The following is a 15,318-nucleotide window of genomic DNA, read 5'->3' on the forward strand; positions in this document are numbered from 1 at the left end:
CGGCCCGGAGCCGCGCCGCCCGGGGCAGGGCCCCACGCCCCGGCCCCCGGCGGCGCCCGCCGACGCCTGTCAGGGGCGGCCCAGCGCCGGGCCCGGTCCTCCGCCGGAGGTGGCCGCCGGGCGCCCCGTCATGGGTTGCCCAGCGCCAGGCCCGGGTCTCCGGCGGCGGCCACGGCCCGGGGCGTGGGGACGCACCATCGGCCGCGGTGGCGCCTCATCGGTCCGGCAGGCCCTCTTCGGCGCCAGCGGCCTCCTTCGGTTTGGCGGGGCAGTCCACCAGGTGGTCCTCGACGACCCCCGTGGACTGGAGGTAGGAGTAGACGATGGTGGTGCCCACGAACGAGAACCCGCGCTTCTTCAGGTCCTTGCTCACCCGGTCCGACAGCGGCGTGCTCGCCGGGACCTCGGCGGGTTCGGTGAAGCGGTTGACCAGCGGCACGCCGTCGGTCCAGGACCACAGGTAGTCGGCGAAGGTGCCGTACTCCTCGCGCACCCGCAGGAACGCCCGAGCGTTGCGGGCCAGCGAGGCGATCTTGAGGCGGTTGCGGATGATGCCGGGCTCGGCCAGCAGCTCCTTCTCGCGCTCCTCGTTGTAGGCGGCGATCCTGGTGTAGTCGAACCCGTCCAGCAGCGCGCGGTAGTTCGCGCGCTTGTTGAGCACCGTCGCCCAGGAGAGCCCCGCCTGCGCGCCTTCCAGCACCAGCATCTCGAACAGGTGGGCGTCGTCGCGCGACGGGCGGCCCCACTCCCGGTCGTGGTAGGCGGTCATCAGCTCGGACGCGTTGCGCGCCCAGGCGCAGCGCCGGTCGGTCATGGGTGCTCCTACGTCGTGGGGCGGCGGTCCGGCCGTGCCCGCGGGTCGGGCCCCGCCGACCGCGGCCCCGGCCGTTCGTCGCGGTGGGGACCCCCTTGCGGGTCGATCGGGCCGCGGATAGGGTCCGAATATCTCGATGTCAAGATACTCCGACCGTGGCCCCGACCCGGAAAGGGGTCCGCCATCATTCCACGTCCCCTCCCCGCCCGTGCGGAAGAGCTGTTCGACGAGCTCCGCGCCCCGGCCCGGCTGTACGCCCACTGCCTCCTGGTCCACGACACCGCGGCCGCCCTCCTCGACCGGCTCCTGGCGGAGTACCGCGGCCTGCCGGTGGACTCCGACGCCGTGCTCTTCGGCGCCGCCGTGCACGACATCGGCAAGACAGCCCATCCCGAGGAGCTCACCGGCCCCGGGCGCCGGCACGAGGCGGCCGGGCGGCGCCTCCTCCTCGACCGAGGCGTCCCCGAGGGACTCGCCCGCTTCTGCGCCACCCACGGCGACTGGGAGGCCGAGGACCGCACCCTGGAGGACCTCCTCGTCACACTCGCCGACAAGGTGTGGAAGGGAGCCCGCCTCGGCGACCTCGAGACCCTGGTCGCCCGCCGGATCGGCGCGGCCGCGGACCTCGCCGCCTGGGAGGTGTTCGCCTTCCTGGACGACCACCTCACCGCGCTGGCCGACGACGCCGACCGGCGCCTCGCCTACCAGAACTCCCACCCCCTCACCCCTCGGCCGGGAGGAACGCCGTGACCGCCACCGGACCCGGCCCCCACCACGTGGTGGTGAGCATCGCCGCGGGACCGCCCCGCCCCCTGCCGCCCGCCCCGCCTCACGCCGTCCGGTCGCCGTGCCAGGACCGCCACAGGGCCGCGTAGGGGCCGTCGGCGCCGACGAGCTCGTCGTGCGGCCCCAGTTCGGTGATCCGCCCGTCCTCCATCACCGCGATCCGGTCGGCGTCGTGCGCGGTGTGCAGCCGGTGCGCGATCGCGATCACCGTCCGCCCCTCCAGCACCGCAGCCAGCGAGCGTTCCGCCTGCCGGGCCGTGGTCGGGTCCAGCAGCGAGGTCGCCTCGTCCAGGAGCACCGCGTGCGGGTCGGCCAGCACCACCCGTGCCAGTGCCACCTGCTGCGCCCGGGCGGGGTCCAGCGCGACCCCGCCCGGGCCCAGTGGTGTGTCCAGCCCCCGCGGCAGCGCCGCCGCCCAGTCGGCGTCCACCGTCTCCAGCGCCGCCGCCAGCGCGGCGTCGTCCGCCTCCTCCGCGGCGATGGCCAGGTTCTCCCGCAGCGTTCCCGCGAACACGTGGTGCTCCTGGCTCACCAGCACGATCCGCTCGCGCAGTTCCCGCGGCCCCAGGTCCGCGACCGGCACCCCGCCCACCAGCACCAGGCCCGAACGCGGCGCGTCCACCCCCGCCAGCAACCGGCCCAGCGTGGTCTTGCCCGCGCCCGAGGGGCCCACGATCGCCCACCGCTCGCCCGGCCGCACCCTCAGCGTGACCCCGCGCAGCACGTCCCGCCCGTCCACATAGGCGTAGTGGACGTCGCGGACCTCGATGAGGTCGTCCGCCGGCGTCGGCCCCGGCGGTGGCGGTCCAGCGGCGGCCTCGCCCACCCCGAACACCCGGGCGAACGACGCCCCGCTGCGCTGGAGCAGCTCGATCCAGATCATGATCCACCCGGCGCTCTCCTGGACCCGCAGCATGTACAGGCAGCAGGTGACCACCACCCCGAGCGCCACCCGGCCGTCCAGGTACAGCAACCCGCCCACCAGCAGCACCACCACCGCGGGCAGCGAGAACGCGATGTCCGTGACCGGGTACAGCACCGATCTCAGGTACAGGGTGCGCCGCCGGGCCCGGTACACCTCCACCGCGTCGTGGTCGGCCGCCGCGACCCGCCGCCCGCCCAGCGCGAACGCCTCCACGGTGCGGCCGCCCCGCACGGTCGCCGTCACCCCCTCCACCGCCGCGGAACCGGCCGCGCCCTCCGCCAGGTACGCCTCCCGGGACCGGCGCAGGTACCAGCGCACCGCCAGCCAGGCCGGTGGCACTCCCAGCAGCACCGCCGCCCCCATCAGGGGGCTGAGCCAGAACACGGCCGCGAGCAGGAACAGGATGCGCAGCGACGACGGCACGATGTCGGGCACCGCCGTCCGCAGCGTCGCCCCGGCGGTGGCGACGTCCGCCGTCACCCGCGTGGTGAGGTCGCCGGTGCCGGACCGCTCCACCACACGGGTGGGCAGTGCCAGCACCCGCTCCACGAACTCCTCGCGCAGCCGGGCCAGCGCCCGTTCGCCGAACCGGAACGCGCTCAGCCTGGCGTACCGGTTGAGCACCAGGCCCGCCAGCGCGCACGCCACCGCGGCGGCCGCCAGCCCGTCCACCGCCGACACCGTCGCGGTACCCGCCTCCAGCAGGTCCACGATCCGCCCCACCAGGTAGGGCGCGACCAGCCCGACCGCCGCGGCGGCACAGGTGAGCAGCACCATCCGCAGCAGCGGACCGCGCTCGGCCTCCATGAGCCGCCGCAGCTCCCGCCGCACCGTTCCGCGCCCCGCCACCGGCAGCGCGGCCGGGTCCGTTCCCCCCGTGCTCACCGCCCCTCCTCTCCGTCCGGGAGCCGTCCCGGCCCGTCGCCGTCCGCCCGCTCCGGGCCGCCGCTCCCGGCCGGGCCCGCCGGACCTCCCGGCGTCCGCGGCCCGGCGCCCGTCCGGCGCCGCCCCACCGGTGGCGCCGGGCCCTCGGCCCCGGGTCCTTCCGCGGCGCCCCCACCGGCACCCCCGCCGGCGCCGCGCGCCGGCCCCGGCGGGGCCGCGGTGCGCCGTACGGCCCGCGCGCCGTCCTCCTCGTCGGCGCCGCGCAGGACCAGGGACCGGTAGCCGGCGCACTCCGCCACCAGCTCCGCGTGGGTGCCCTCCGCGACCACCCGGCCGCCGTCCAGGAACAGCACCCGGTCGGCGCGGTCCGCCACCAGCGGCGAGGCGGTGACGACCAGGGTGGTCCCGCCGCGCCGTTCGGCGCGCAGCCGCTCCGCGACCACGGCCTCGGTGTGCGCGTCCACCGCCGAGGTGGGCTCCACCAGGATCAGCACCTCGGGGTCGGCCAGCACCGCGCGGGCCAGCCGCACCCGCTGCCGCTGTCCGCCCGACAGATCGCGCCCCTGCGCCTCCACCGCCGAGTCGAGCCCGTCCGGCAGCGCCTCCGCCACGTCCGTGGCGGCCGCGGTGTGCAGCGCCAGGTCGACCTCCACCTCGTCCCGCTCGCCGTGCACGTCCACGACCTCCCGCAGGGCCCCGGCGAACAGGTGCACGTCGTTGTCGGAGACCAGGATCCGCTCGCGCACCACCGCCGGGTCGACCTCCCGCAGCGGCACCCCGCCCCAGGTGACCGCCGAGTCGACATATCCGCCCAGCCGGTCCGCCACCAGGGCCGACGCGGCCGGGTCCGCGCCCACCAGGGCGGTCATCGCCCCCGTGGGCACCCGCACCCCCGACTCCGGGTCGGCCAGCTCACCCGGCCCCGGCGGCGGTGGCGCCTCCCCGCTTCCGTGCCGGTCCGGCACCGTCCGCAGCAGCGCCAGCAGCCGTGTCAGCGACACGTGCCCCCTGCTGAAGTCGGTCGCCACCTCCACCAGCTGGAACACCGGGACCGCCAGCACCGCCACGTACCCGTACACCGCCACCGTCTCGCCCACGGTGAGCTCCCCGGACACCGCCAGCCGGGCCGCGAACCAGGTGACCACGGCGGTGAACACCAGTGGGGCGCACTGCCCGACCTCCTCGAACCAGCTGGTCACCGACCCCAGCCGGTACCCGTCGCGCACCAGGTCGCCCGAGCGCTCGCGGTACCGCCGCGCGAACCTCTCCCTGCCGCCGATCCCGCACAGCACCCGCAGCCCCGCCACGATGTCGGCCGCCAGGGCGGTGACCTCGCCCTCCCGGTCCCGGTAGGTGTTCTGCCGGTCGTGCATCCGCCGCAGCAGCGGGGCCATCACCAGCGCCGTCACCGGCAGCCCCAGGAGCACCACCACCGCCAGGACCGGGGCGAACCCCCACAGGATCACCACCGCTCCGGCACAGCCCAGCACGCTGCCGACCCCCGGGCCGAACAGGGTGAGGATCTGCGAGATGCGGCCCGCGTCCGCGGACTGCACCACCGAGAGGTCCCCGGAGGAGGTGCCCCGCGACAGCGGCGCCCCCACCCGGGCGGCGTGCCGGGCCAGCACCCGCGTGCAGTGCAGGGAGGCGTGCGCCCGGACCATCGCCATGGTCCGGTGCCGCAGGATCGAGGCGAGCGCGGTGAACACCAGGACCCCGGCGAACACCCCGGTCCAGCCCAGCAGCGCCGCCCGGTCCCCGGCCCGCAGCCCCTCGTCCACGGCCCGGGAGAGGAGGTAGGGCGGGACCAGCAGGCCGACCATCCACACGATGCCCCAGAAGGAGCCGAGCGCGACCCGTCCGGGCTGCGCCCGCACCAGCCACCACAGGAACCGCACCGGTCCCCGGGTGTCGGGGACGCCCACCCGCGCCAGGGGTGGGCGGGAGCGCTTCGGGGGAGAGGACCGGCCGGGAGGACCGGTCATGGGCGGTCGGGTGGATCGGATGTCGGTCTCCGCCACAGGCGCACCTCGTTCCGGGCTTTCCCCCATACAAGCAGCACTCCCGGCCCGCCGGAAGGCACCCCGGATTCCTGTGGAAAACCCCGGTCACGGTGGCGGGCGCACCTCCGCTCTTCCCGACCGCCCCTGGCCGGAATTCACGCCCCGCCACGAGGTCCCCTTTTACGGGAAGGGCGTCCGATACCCGTCCCGGGCCGCATTCCCTTTGAACAGCTCCAGGAACCTGGACGCCTGTTTCCGATGCTCCGCCACGAGCACCGTGCACGCGATCCCCGTGAGCACCAAGAACACCAGCAAGCCCACCGGCGCAAGGGAGTGCAGCGTGAACCCGTCCTCCTGGAACGCCCGCGTGCTCCCGGGGAGCAGCAACAGGAACGGTCCCAGGAGGCTGAGCAGGAAGACCGGGGCCGGCCACCGCTCGTTCACCATCTGCAGCGCGATGTCCCGGGCCACCAGGTCGGTCGTCGGATCCCCGGTGGGATTCCCCTGGCGCACCGCCCGAGCGGCCCGCCGTCGCACCGCCGGCGAACCGGACGGTGAAAGCGGTCGTGCCGGTGCGTGGCGCGCATCCAGGAGGGACCACAGCCCCAGGCCGAAAAGTGTTCCCAGCACGCCGCTCACGAGGAGGGCGGACAGCAGGGCGCCGGCCGGACCCGTGTTCGCGTGTGGTGACGGGAGCACCGACCAGAAGGCGAACAGGGGGAGGAAGAGGACGGGGACCGAGAAGAGCCCCAGCACGGCTCCGCCGACCCAGGCGATATGGCCCGCCGCCCGTTTCCAGGACGAGGGCGCGGCCGTGGCCGGGGGCCGGAACGCCGCGCCGTACGCGTCCCGGGCCGGTGCGGACTCCCGCCGGAGCACGGACCGGCCGGGGGCCGGCTCCCACTTCGCCCAGGACATCGCCACTCCGAGGCACCCGCCGCCGAGCAGGCCGATCATGGCGGCGGTCCCCAGCGCCAACCCGGCGGAGGGGACCCCGGCCTGCGTCGTCCTGTTGAGTGACCACAGCAGCAGAGCCAGCAGCACGCACAGGGCGAGCACCACCCCGAAGGCCGCCGCGGCCGCCCAGCGCACGGCGACGACGTCCGCGCGGCTCACCGGTCCCCCTCGGGCCCTGACCGCTCCCATTCCGCCCGGTCGAGAGCGTGGAGGAAGGCGTGGGCGTTCTCCCTCTGCGCGGCCGCCGCTGTAGGGTGCGCCACCGCCATGAGCAGGAAGAACACCACACCCAACAGGTTGATCCACGGGGGATCGGAGGGCGGGGAGGGTGCCGAGAAGTGGGCGGTCAACGAGGCGACGTTCAGGCCGAAGAAGACCACGAAGACGGCCAAAGGGATGCGCGTCGTGGTCCACGGCGAAAGCCGGAGCATGCCTACGGCGGTCATCCGGGCCAGGTCGTCCATCCGTGGATCCCCGGTCGGTCGTCGTCGCCGCACCACCCGGGCCGCCTCCCGCCGGGCCGCGAAAGTCGCATCCTGCGGAGGGATGAGGGCGTTTCTCCGGATGGAGAGCCATGTGATCATGACCAAGACCGCCAAGGTCGCCAGGCCCAGCACAACGACACCCAGGAGCGCCGGCCCTCCGACCGTCTCTCCAGCCTGGAAGACGAAGGACGAGACGAATCCGAAGGCCATGGCGATCCCGAACAGGACCCCCACCAGGCACGCCAGTCGGAGTGCGCCGGGACGCGTTCTCTTCACGGACCGAGCGGCTGGGGGTCGGGGGTGGGTCAAGGGCCCTCCTCGGGGGGCGCGGGGTCGATGAGGGCGAGCAGGGACCGGGCCCGCTTCTTGCGGTGCTCGATCAGCGGCATCCCCACGGTCAGGTACAGAGCGGCAGCGGCGGCCGTGATCGCGTAGGGCACTGCGAGGGGGTACCGGCCGTCGGCGATGTGCAGGGCCGCCGTGAGGATGGCGATCGCGAGCAGGCCCGCGAGGGCCGCGGCCTGTACGGGGTGCCCCAGCGGCGACGCCGTGACCAGCCGCGCGTACCGTCCCGCCATCCGGTCGGTCTCCGCGTCCCCGCCCGGCCGCCCCTCGCGGACCAGGCGCTGTGCCTCCCGGAACCTCTCCCGGTCCCCGTCGACGGTCGCCCCCCGCACGTCCCGTTCCGCGCTCCACACGCCGAGGGCGGTGACCGCCCCGGTGAGCAGGAGCCCGATCGCCGCCAGTACCGGTACGGGGATCCCGAACCGCTCGTTGGCCAGCGCGAACACCAGGGGCAGCAGGAGCACGGAGCCCAGCGCCGCCCCGAGGACCGCGCCGTACACGCGCGGGTGGTCCTGGGCGTACCACTGCACCGGCAGCGGGAACAGGTGCCCGGGCAGCGGCCGGGGCGGAACGCCGCTCACCGGACCGCCCCGTGGAGACGCCACAGCAGGGCCTCGTGGAGTTCCCGGTACTCCAGCGCCCTGTAGCGCAGCAGCGCCAGCCGCCACGGCGCGGCGTGCAGGCCCACGAAGGAGAGGAGCGATCCGGCCTGGAGGAGCACCAGGAACAGGTCGCCCTCCGCGGCGCTCATCGCCAGGCCGGAGCCGCACAGGAGGCACCAGAAGCCGAGGGAGAAGGTCTGTAGGGGCAACAGGATCTTCGGCTCGAGGGAGCTCCGGCTGATCAGGTATTCGCAGGCGGTCCGGGCCACGTGGTCGGTCGCAGGGTCCCCGCCCACCACCCCGCCCCGGATCCGGGCTACGGCGGCGCGGAAGTGCGCCGCGCTCACCCAGGCGGGCAGGTCCTGCGGCTTCAGCCAAGGCACCAAGAAGAGGATCGCGCCCACTGCCAGGGACAGGGGGAGCACGAGGTACCCGGTCACCGCCTCGACGGCCTGCGCCGCCTCCCACCCCGGCATCGAACGACCGGCGCGTTCGAGTGTCTCCACGGCGCCGTAGTGGAGCTTCGCCGCGAAATGCAGGGCCACGGCCGACGCGTGCGCCCCGAGCAGATAGTAGAGGACCATCAATCGCCGGCCGTACCACTTCTCATACGACTCGGGGGCGGTGGCGGTGAGCGTGTCCGGAGCCGTCGGGGGATGTGGCAAGAGGACGTCCCTCCAGGCCCGGAGTGGGGGATGAGGGCGTTCGGGCCGCGCCGCCCCGACGCCATTCTACGGAATCCGCGGTGGGAATTCGGTTCCGGTCCCCCGGATCTACAGAAACCCGTGATCAAAGCACTGATCTCCGAATCCCTATTTTCGGTTGACCCGGTAAACAAACCCCGCGCCCTATCTCTCCGCGCCCCGGCGCCGCCCCTCCACGCTCCCGGGCCCGGCGCTACCGGCCGAACAGCACCTCGATGACCGGGCGGGCGACCTCCTCCGGGTCCCCGTCGGCGCTCTCGGGGAGGGACCCGCTGAGCCACAGATCGGCGAACCCGTGCGCGAACGCCCAGGCGCCGATGGTGGTCGCCCTGGCCCGGGCGGCGTCGGCGGCCAGCGTGCCGCCGCTGGCGGCCAGCACGGCTCCGGCGCGTTCGCGCGCGGCCAGCAGCCCGGGGTCGTCGAGCCGGTACAGCTCGGGGCGGAACATCACCTCGAAGTGCGCGCGGTGCGCGAGGGCGAAGCGGATGTAGGCCAGGCCGGCCTCCCGGGGGCCCTGGGCCGCCGCGGCCTCCAGGGCGTCGGCGAACAGCGCGAACCCCTCGGCGGCCACGGCGGTGAGCACCCCGGCCTTGTCGCCGAAGTGGTGGGCGGGGGCGGCGTGCGAGACGCCCGCGCGGCGGGCCAGCTCGCGCAGGCTCCACCCGGCCGGACCGGACTCCCGGGTCGCCTCCAGGGCGGCGTCGATGACGGCGCGCCGCAGGTCGCCGTGATGGTAGGGCCGGCCGGCCATCCGTCCCGCCTTCCTGTTCCCGAGTGGCCATAGCGGAGCCAGCCTATCTTTCCATTGACAAGATTCAAGCCGTGACGCAATCTAGTCACTGACAAGATTCAAGGATCGGAGACTCCGCATGGCACCCCTCATCGCCCTCGTCGGCGGCACCGCGCTCCTGTGGCTCCTGGGCCTGGCGGGTGTGGAGGCGCTCGACTGGCAGACCTCCCTCCGGGGCGGGCTGGCACTGATGTTCGTCCTCACCGGGGTGGTGCACTTCCTGCCGTCCTGGCGCCGCGACTTCGCCGAGATGATCCCTCCGGCGCTCCCGTTCCCGCACCTGCTGGTCACGGTCACCGGCGTACTGGAACTCGCGGGAGCGGCCGCGCTGCTGTACCCGCCGACGGCCCCGTTCGCGGCGGCCGGCCTCGCCCTGCTGATGCTCGCCATGTTCCCGGCCAACGTCTCCGCGGTCCGCCGCGGCGTGACCCTGGCCGGGAAGCCCGCCACCCCGCTGCTGCCCCGCACGATCATGCAGGTCGTCTTCGTCGCCGCGGCCGTGCTCGCCGCCGTGTGAGTCCCGTCCGCTCCCCGGGGCCGTCAAGGCCGCGCGTCCCCGCTCCCGGCCTGCCGCTCCACCAGGACGGCGAGCCCGTCGAGGTGGCGGGCCAGGCCGTACTCGAACAGCTCCTCGAGGTCAGACGGGGTCAGCCTCGGGACCTGCGCCAGCAGCGGGAACCGTCCGCCGCCGAGGACCTCCTCGGAGCGCGGCCGCTCGGCCCGCCACCATCCGTCGAGGGTGACACCGGTGCTCTGCTCCGCCTCGGCCTCGTCCGCCAGGGAGGCGCCGAAGCCGAGGACCAGGGAGTGCAGCGTGACGGCCTCGTGGAACCGCGTCACCTCGGACAGTCCGAGCCCGTCGAGCGCCCGTAGCACCCATTCGGTGTGCGCCATCATGGCGGGCGCCATCGACGGGCGGGTGAACGAGACGGCCCGGGCCAGCCAGAGGTGCCGGTGGCACAGGCGCCACTGCTCGCGGGCGCTCAACTCCAGCTTGGCCCGCCACCCCGGCGGCCCCGGCTCGGGCGGCTCGACCTCGCCGAAGGCCTCGTCGGCCATCAGCCGCACGAGCTCGTCCTTGTTCGCCACGTGCCGGTAGAGCGACATCGGACCCACGCCCAGTTCGGAGGCCAGCCGCCGCATCGACACCGCGTCGATGCCCTCGACGTCGGCGATGGCGATGGCGGTCCGCAGAACGTTCCTCCTGTTCAGCGGGGGAGGGGCCACCCCGGGCCGCCGCGCGGCCGCGACCGGGGCCGGCGCGTCCGCCCCGGCGGTCCCCGCGCGTACACCCCGGCCGGTGACCACCGTCCCGGAGCCGACCCGCGACTCCACCAGCCCCTCGTCGCGCAGGACCGCCGTCACCCTGGTCGCCGTCGCGATCGCGACGCCCCACCGCTGGGCGATCTGCCGCACCGAGGGCACCCGGTCGCCGGGGCGCAGGGCGCCCGTCGTGATCCAGGAGCGTATCTCCCCGGCGATCTGCCGGTAGGGCGGGGCGGGCGGCGGCTGCGACGACGGCACGGGGCACTCCGATCCTCGGTTCGGTACGGGGTGAGTGTACTAGTCCGCTTCCGTAGTACTAGTGCGCTTCTCCCGGTCGGAACGTTGCTCTGAACGGTTTTCTCTAAGGCTTTCCCGGGGCTCCTCGATAGCGTCGTGGCGTGCGCTCGATACGGCGTACGCGACCTCAGGAGGAGACATGGACAACCGGAGCGTTCTCATCTCCGGCGCCGGGATCGCCGGTTCGACCCTGGCCTACTGGCTGCACCGGTTCGGTTTCCGGCCGACCGTGGTGGAGCGGGCACCCGTGCTCCGCACCGGCGGCCACGCGGTCGACATCCGCGGCACCGCCCGCCGGGTGGCGGAGCTGACGGGCATCGTCCCCATGGTCCGCAGGGCGCACACCGGCGCCTACGGCATGGCCTTCGTCGACCGCGACGGCAGACCCGTCGCGAAGATGGGCACCGACGTGTTCGGCGACTCCGGCGGCCCCATCGCGGAGATGGCGATCCTCCGCTCCGACCTGGCCCGGATCCTCTACGACACCACCCGCGACGACGTCGAGTACGTGTTCGGCGATTCGATCACCGCCGTCGAACAGGACGAGGACGGAGTCCGGGTCGGCTTCGAGAAGGGCGGGTCCCGCCGCTTCGACCTGCTGGTCGGCGCGGACGGCGTGCACTCCAACGTGCGCCGCCTGGTCTTCGGCCCGCACGAGCGCTACATCCACGACCTCGGCTGCTACGGGGCGCTCTACTCCATCACCACGGACCTGGACCTCGGCGGCTGGCAGCTGATGTACACCATGCCGGCCGGCGGCGGCCGGCCCGGCAGGACGGCCGCGCTCTCCCCCAAGCGCGAGCCCGGGCAGGCCCGGGCCGGGTTCTTCCTGCGCTCCGAACCGCTGAGGTTCGACAGGCGCGACACCGAGGCGCAGAAGCGGGTCGTCCTGCGCGCCTTCGAGGGCGAGGGGTGGGAGATCCCCCGGATGCTGTCCGGCATCGGTGACGCCGACGACTTCTACTTCGACAGGATCGCCCAGGTCAGGGTGGGGACGTGGGCGCGGCACCGGACCGTGCTGCTCGGGGACGCCGCGTACTGCGCCTCCCCGATGTCGGGCATCGGCACCAGCCTGGCGCTCGTCGGCGCCTACCTCCTCGCCGGGGAGCTCGCCGCGGCCGACGGCCGCCACGGCCCGGCCTACGCGGTCTACGAGCACCGCATGCGCGGCTTCACGGAGCAGGCGCACGAGTTCGCCCGCGGTGCCGGAGGAGGCGGCCTGATGCCCGATTCGCCCGCGCAGCTCTGGCTGCGCAACCAGACCGTCCGGATGCTGCCCTACCTGCCCAAGGGACTGGTCGGCAGGGGGATGGACCGGTTGGCCAACATGGTCCGCCTCCCGGACTACGCGGCTCTGGAACACCGGTAGGTGGTGCCGCCGCGGGGGAGCGCGGCCCGCCGCCCGTGCCGCCCGCGGGGCCGCCCTCCACGGCGGTCGAGCCGCCCTACAGCCGACCGCTCCCCGCCGCTCAGCCCACCAGGATCTGCGGGGAGACCGCTTTGAGCATCCCCCGCGCCCAGTGCATCCGGCGGACCGAGCGGGGATGGCAGCGCTCGGTGACGGCGAGCAGGTCGGAGTCGGCGATGATCTGGGCGCCCTGCCCGAGCAGGTCCCAGTCCAGGGCCACTCCGCCGCCCATCCGGTACAGCCGTTTCAGGTCCGCTAGCAGCGCCAGGTCCGCGTCGGAGCCCTCCCCGGGGAGCTCCCGCTCCCCCTCCTCGGAGGGCTCTGGGTGCTCCGGCCCGGAGAGGTCCATACCGTAGCGGGGCGCGATCCCCTCGATCTCGCGCACGTGCTCCCGGGACCACTCCGCCAGATCCCGGGCCACGTGGCGGATCTCGTGCTCCTCCGGATGCCGGTCGGCCACCCGCAGCAGTTCGACGGCCATGGCGCTCTCCGAACGGTGGAGTTCCCGCAGGGCCACTCCGATCCTCATCGCGTTCCTCCCCCGTCGGGCTCCTCAAGAGTGTCCGGTCGGCCCCGCGTGGCCGCCACCTCCGCGTCCACCGGCGCGGACGCGGTCGTCGTGGGCGCGGGGGACGGCCGCCCGTCGCCCGCGCCCGCGCGGCGCAGCCGGACGGCGGCTGTCTTGAAGAGCGGCTGTTTGGACACGGGGTCCCAGTCGGTGGCGGACAGCTCGTTGGCCGCCCGGTCCCGCTCCCCGTCCGGGGCCGCCGCGTCGGTGTCCCAGTAGCCGTAGTGGAAGGGGACGAACAGCACCCCGGGGCGGATCCCGCCGACCCTGGCCCGGGCCCTGACCACCCCGCGCCGCGAGCGCACCTCCACCGGGTCCCCCTCGTGGACGCCCGCCTCCCGGGCGTCGGCGGCGGAGACCTCCACCCACACCTCGGGGGCGGCCCGCCGGAGCTCCGGGGCGCGCCCCGTCTTGGTGCGCGTGTGGAAGTGGTAGAGGGTGCGGCCGGTGATCAGCGTGAAGGGGTACTCCCCGTCCGGTTCCTCGTGCGGGGGCACGTACTCCACCGCCTTGAGCATCGCCAGGCCCTCCGGGTTGGCCGCCCGGTACTCCGCCTCCTCCTTCGGCGCCCCCGTGACGAGGTCGCGGCCGTAGCTCTCGCACTCCTCGGGGCGGGCCCAGAACCGGCCGTCCGTGTAGAGCCGCTCGGTGCCGTCCGGGTGTTCCGCGTCGCAGGGCCACTGGATGCCGCCGGTGTCCCGCAGCCGGTCGTAGGTGAGGCCGGAGTAGTCGCAGGGCCGGCCCGCGCTGACCCGCTTCCACGCCTCGAAGGCCGACACGGGGTCGTGCCACTGCGGGAAGGGCCGCCCGTCGGCGTCCCGGAAGTCCATCCGCCGCGCGTAGTCGAGGAAGATGTCCAGGTCCGGCCGCGCCTCGCCCGGCGGCTCCACGGCCTTCTCGGACAGGTGCACGGTGCGGTCGCTGTTGGTGAACGTACCGGTCTTCTCGCCCCAGGTCGCGGCGGGCAGGACCACGTCGGCGAGCTCGGCCGTCTCCGTCATGAAGACGTCCTGGACCACCAGGAACAGCTCCCGGCGGGCGAGGGTCTCGCGGATCCTGCGCAGCTCGGGCAGCGACACCGCCGGGTTGGTCGCGCTGATCCACAGGAAGCGGATCGACCCCTTCTCCGCGTAGCGCATGATCTGCATGGCGTGCGTGGGCGGGGCGTAGTGCGGGATCCGCATGGGGTCCAGGTTCCAGGCGGCGGCGAGGTCGGAGATGTGCGCGTCGTTGTTCCAGTTGCGAAAGCCCGTCAGGTCGCCGTCGGCACCGCACTCACGGGTGTTCTGCGCGGTCGGCTGGCCGTTCATCTGGAGTACGCCCGCCCCGGGTCGGCCCAGCATGCCGCGCAGCAGGTGGACGTTGTTGACCTGCACGGCCGCCGCGGTGGCCTGGTTCGACTGGTAGAAGCCCTGGAGCACGGTCGACAGGAGCCGTTCGGCGCCGCCCAGCAGCGCGGCGGCCTCCCGGATGCGCTCCGCGGGCAGGCCGCAGATCTCGGCGGCGCGCTCGGGCGGGTAGTCGTCCGTCACCCGGACCAGTTCCCCGTAGCCGACGGTGTGGTCCCTGACATAGGCATGGTCCACCCGGCCGGTCCGGACGAGCTCGTGCTGGATCGCGTTCATCAGGGCGACGTTGGTGCCCGGCCGGGGTGCCAGGTGCACCGCCGAGTGCGCGGCCACCGGAGTCGGCCTGGGGTCCACGCACAGCAGCCGGGGCGGGTTGGGCCCGGCCAGCCGGTCGAGGACACGGGACCACAGCACCGTCTGCGTCTCGGCCATGTTGTGGCCGTACAGCGCGATGACGTCGGCGTGGTCGATGTCGCCGTAGGACCCGGGCTGCCCGTCGCAGCCGAACGACGCCTTCAGCGCGGCGGCGGCCGTGGCGGTGCACAGCCGCGTGTTGCCGTCCAGGTGGTTGGTCCCGATCGCCCCGTGGGCGATGGCGGCGAGGGTGAGGTACTCCTCCAAGAAGAGCTGGCCGCTCGTGTAGAAGCCCAGGGCGGAGGCGCCCTGTTCGTCGAGCAGCCGTCTGCTGCGCTCCACCACGAGATCCATCGCGGTGTCCCAGTCGGTTTCGACCAGCTTCCCGCCGCGGCGTACCAGGGGGCGGGTGAGCCGGTCGGGGGAGTGGTTGGCCTGCCAGCCGTAGAGGTCCTTGGGGCCCAGGCGCCCGCGGTTCACCCGGTCCTCCCCGCGGCCCCGCACCCCGACGATCCGGCCGTCCTTCACGGCGATGTCCAGCGCGTCGCCGTTGGAGTGCAGGATCGACGCGGACGGGACCCAGCGGTCGACGTCCTCGGGCCCCACCCCTTCGGCGAGGTGGAGGTCGACCCGCGCCGGCCACCGCCGGCCCGGGCCGTAGGGGGTGCGCGACCCCCAGGGCTCTGCGATCGGATCCCTCGACGGCACGGGAGACCACCTCTCTCGTCGCGGCACGGCGCCGTCGGCGCCCCGCACCGACCGGTGGACTCCTGCTGCCGT

14 protein-coding genes are annotated in these 15,318 nt (G+C 74.2%); 3 read left to right on the forward strand and 11 right to left on the reverse strand.

What is annotated here, in order from left to right; translation table 11 throughout:
* Window positions 1-214: 214 nt before the first annotated feature.
* The gene (locus ABZ249_RS16630; protein ID WP_355263200.1) at window positions 215-814 is read right to left on the reverse strand and encodes a DNA-3-methyladenine glycosylase I; all 600 of its coding nucleotides are present in this window, start codon (window positions 812-814) and stop codon (window positions 215-217) included.
* 15 nt (window positions 815-829) lie between these two features.
* On the opposite strand from ABZ249_RS16630, the gene ABZ249_RS16635 reads away from it, so the two are divergent.
* On the forward strand, window positions 830-1,564 hold the full coding sequence (locus ABZ249_RS16635) for an HD domain-containing protein (protein ID WP_355263203.1): 735 nt from the start codon (window positions 830-832) through the stop codon (window positions 1,562-1,564).
* A 79-nt stretch (window positions 1,565-1,643) separates the two neighbouring features.
* Here the strand turns inward: ABZ249_RS16635 and ABZ249_RS16640 are convergent, their stop codons facing one another.
* The 7 genes from ABZ249_RS16640 to ABZ249_RS16670 all read right to left on the reverse strand — a co-directional run bounded on the left by ABZ249_RS16640 (window position 1,644) and on the right by ABZ249_RS16670 (window position 9,257).
* The gene (locus ABZ249_RS16640) at window positions 1,644-3,332 is read right to left on the reverse strand and encodes an ABC transporter ATP-binding protein (protein ID WP_355263508.1); all 1,689 of its coding nucleotides are present in this window, start codon (window positions 3,330-3,332) and stop codon (window positions 1,644-1,646) included.
* Between the two features lie 74 nt (window positions 3,333-3,406).
* The gene (locus ABZ249_RS16645; RefSeq protein WP_355263206.1) at window positions 3,407-5,395 is read right to left on the reverse strand and encodes an ABC transporter ATP-binding protein; all 1,989 of its coding nucleotides are present in this window, start codon (window positions 5,393-5,395) and stop codon (window positions 3,407-3,409) included.
* Window positions 5,396-5,593: 198 nt separating this feature from the next.
* On the reverse strand, window positions 5,594-6,529 hold the full coding sequence (locus ABZ249_RS16650) for a hypothetical protein (protein ID WP_355263209.1): 936 nt from the start codon (window positions 6,527-6,529) through the stop codon (window positions 5,594-5,596).
* Window positions 6,526-6,834 (reverse strand): hypothetical protein, encoded by a 309-nt coding sequence (locus tag ABZ249_RS16655; protein WP_355263211.1) that lies wholly within the window; start codon window positions 6,832-6,834, stop codon window positions 6,526-6,528. Before ABZ249_RS16655 ends, ABZ249_RS16650 begins: the two co-directional genes overlap by 4 nt.
* Before the next feature lie 326 nt (window positions 6,835-7,160).
* Window positions 7,161-7,781, reverse strand: a complete 621-nt coding sequence (locus ABZ249_RS16660; RefSeq protein WP_355263214.1) for a hypothetical protein — start codon at window positions 7,779-7,781, stop codon at window positions 7,161-7,163.
* Window positions 7,778-8,467 carry a hypothetical protein gene (locus ABZ249_RS16665; RefSeq protein WP_355263217.1) on the reverse strand — a complete coding sequence of 230 codons (690 nt, stop codon included), beginning with the start codon at window positions 8,465-8,467 and terminating at the stop codon, window positions 7,778-7,780. Before ABZ249_RS16665 ends, ABZ249_RS16660 begins: the two co-directional genes overlap by 4 nt.
* Before the next feature lie 232 nt (window positions 8,468-8,699).
* Window positions 8,700-9,257 carry a TetR/AcrR family transcriptional regulator gene (locus ABZ249_RS16670; protein WP_355263220.1) on the reverse strand — a complete coding sequence of 186 codons (558 nt, stop codon included), beginning with the start codon at window positions 9,255-9,257 and terminating at the stop codon, window positions 8,700-8,702.
* Window positions 9,258-9,375: 118 nt separating this feature from the next.
* Here ABZ249_RS16670 and ABZ249_RS16675 point away from each other — a divergent pair, with 118 nt between their 5' ends.
* Window positions 9,376-9,813: a DoxX family protein gene (locus ABZ249_RS16675; RefSeq protein ID WP_355263223.1), complete on the forward strand. Its 438-nt coding sequence runs from the start codon at window positions 9,376-9,378 to the stop codon at window positions 9,811-9,813.
* A 23-nt stretch (window positions 9,814-9,836) separates the two neighbouring features.
* On the opposite strand, the gene ABZ249_RS16680 is transcribed toward ABZ249_RS16675, so the two are convergent.
* Window positions 9,837-10,820 (reverse strand): TetR/AcrR family transcriptional regulator C-terminal domain-containing protein, encoded by a 984-nt coding sequence (locus ABZ249_RS16680; protein WP_355263226.1) that lies wholly within the window; start codon window positions 10,818-10,820, stop codon window positions 9,837-9,839.
* Window positions 10,821-10,998: 178 nt separating this feature from the next.
* Here ABZ249_RS16680 and ABZ249_RS16685 point away from each other — a divergent pair, with 178 nt between their 5' ends.
* Window positions 10,999-12,228 carry an FAD-dependent monooxygenase gene (locus tag ABZ249_RS16685; protein WP_355263229.1) on the forward strand — a complete coding sequence of 410 codons (1,230 nt, stop codon included), beginning with the start codon at window positions 10,999-11,001 and terminating at the stop codon, window positions 12,226-12,228.
* Between the two features lie 100 nt (window positions 12,229-12,328).
* Here ABZ249_RS16685 and ABZ249_RS16690 read toward each other — a convergent pair whose 3' ends face one another.
* Window positions 12,329-12,796, reverse strand: coding sequence for a hypothetical protein (locus ABZ249_RS16690; RefSeq protein ID WP_355263232.1), 468 nt, complete (start codon window positions 12,794-12,796; stop codon window positions 12,329-12,331).
* Window positions 12,793-15,246: a nitrate reductase gene (locus tag ABZ249_RS16695; protein WP_355263235.1), complete on the reverse strand. Its 2,454-nt coding sequence runs from the start codon at window positions 15,244-15,246 to the stop codon at window positions 12,793-12,795. The genes ABZ249_RS16690 and ABZ249_RS16695 overlap by 4 nt, the downstream gene beginning before the upstream one ends.
* Window positions 15,247-15,318 lie beyond the last annotated feature (72 nt).

It is taken from the genome of Nocardiopsis sp. NPDC006139 (assembly GCF_040614155.1).
In the GTDB taxonomy this organism is placed as follows: domain Bacteria; phylum Actinomycetota; class Actinomycetes; order Streptosporangiales; family Streptosporangiaceae; genus Nocardiopsis; species Nocardiopsis changdeensis.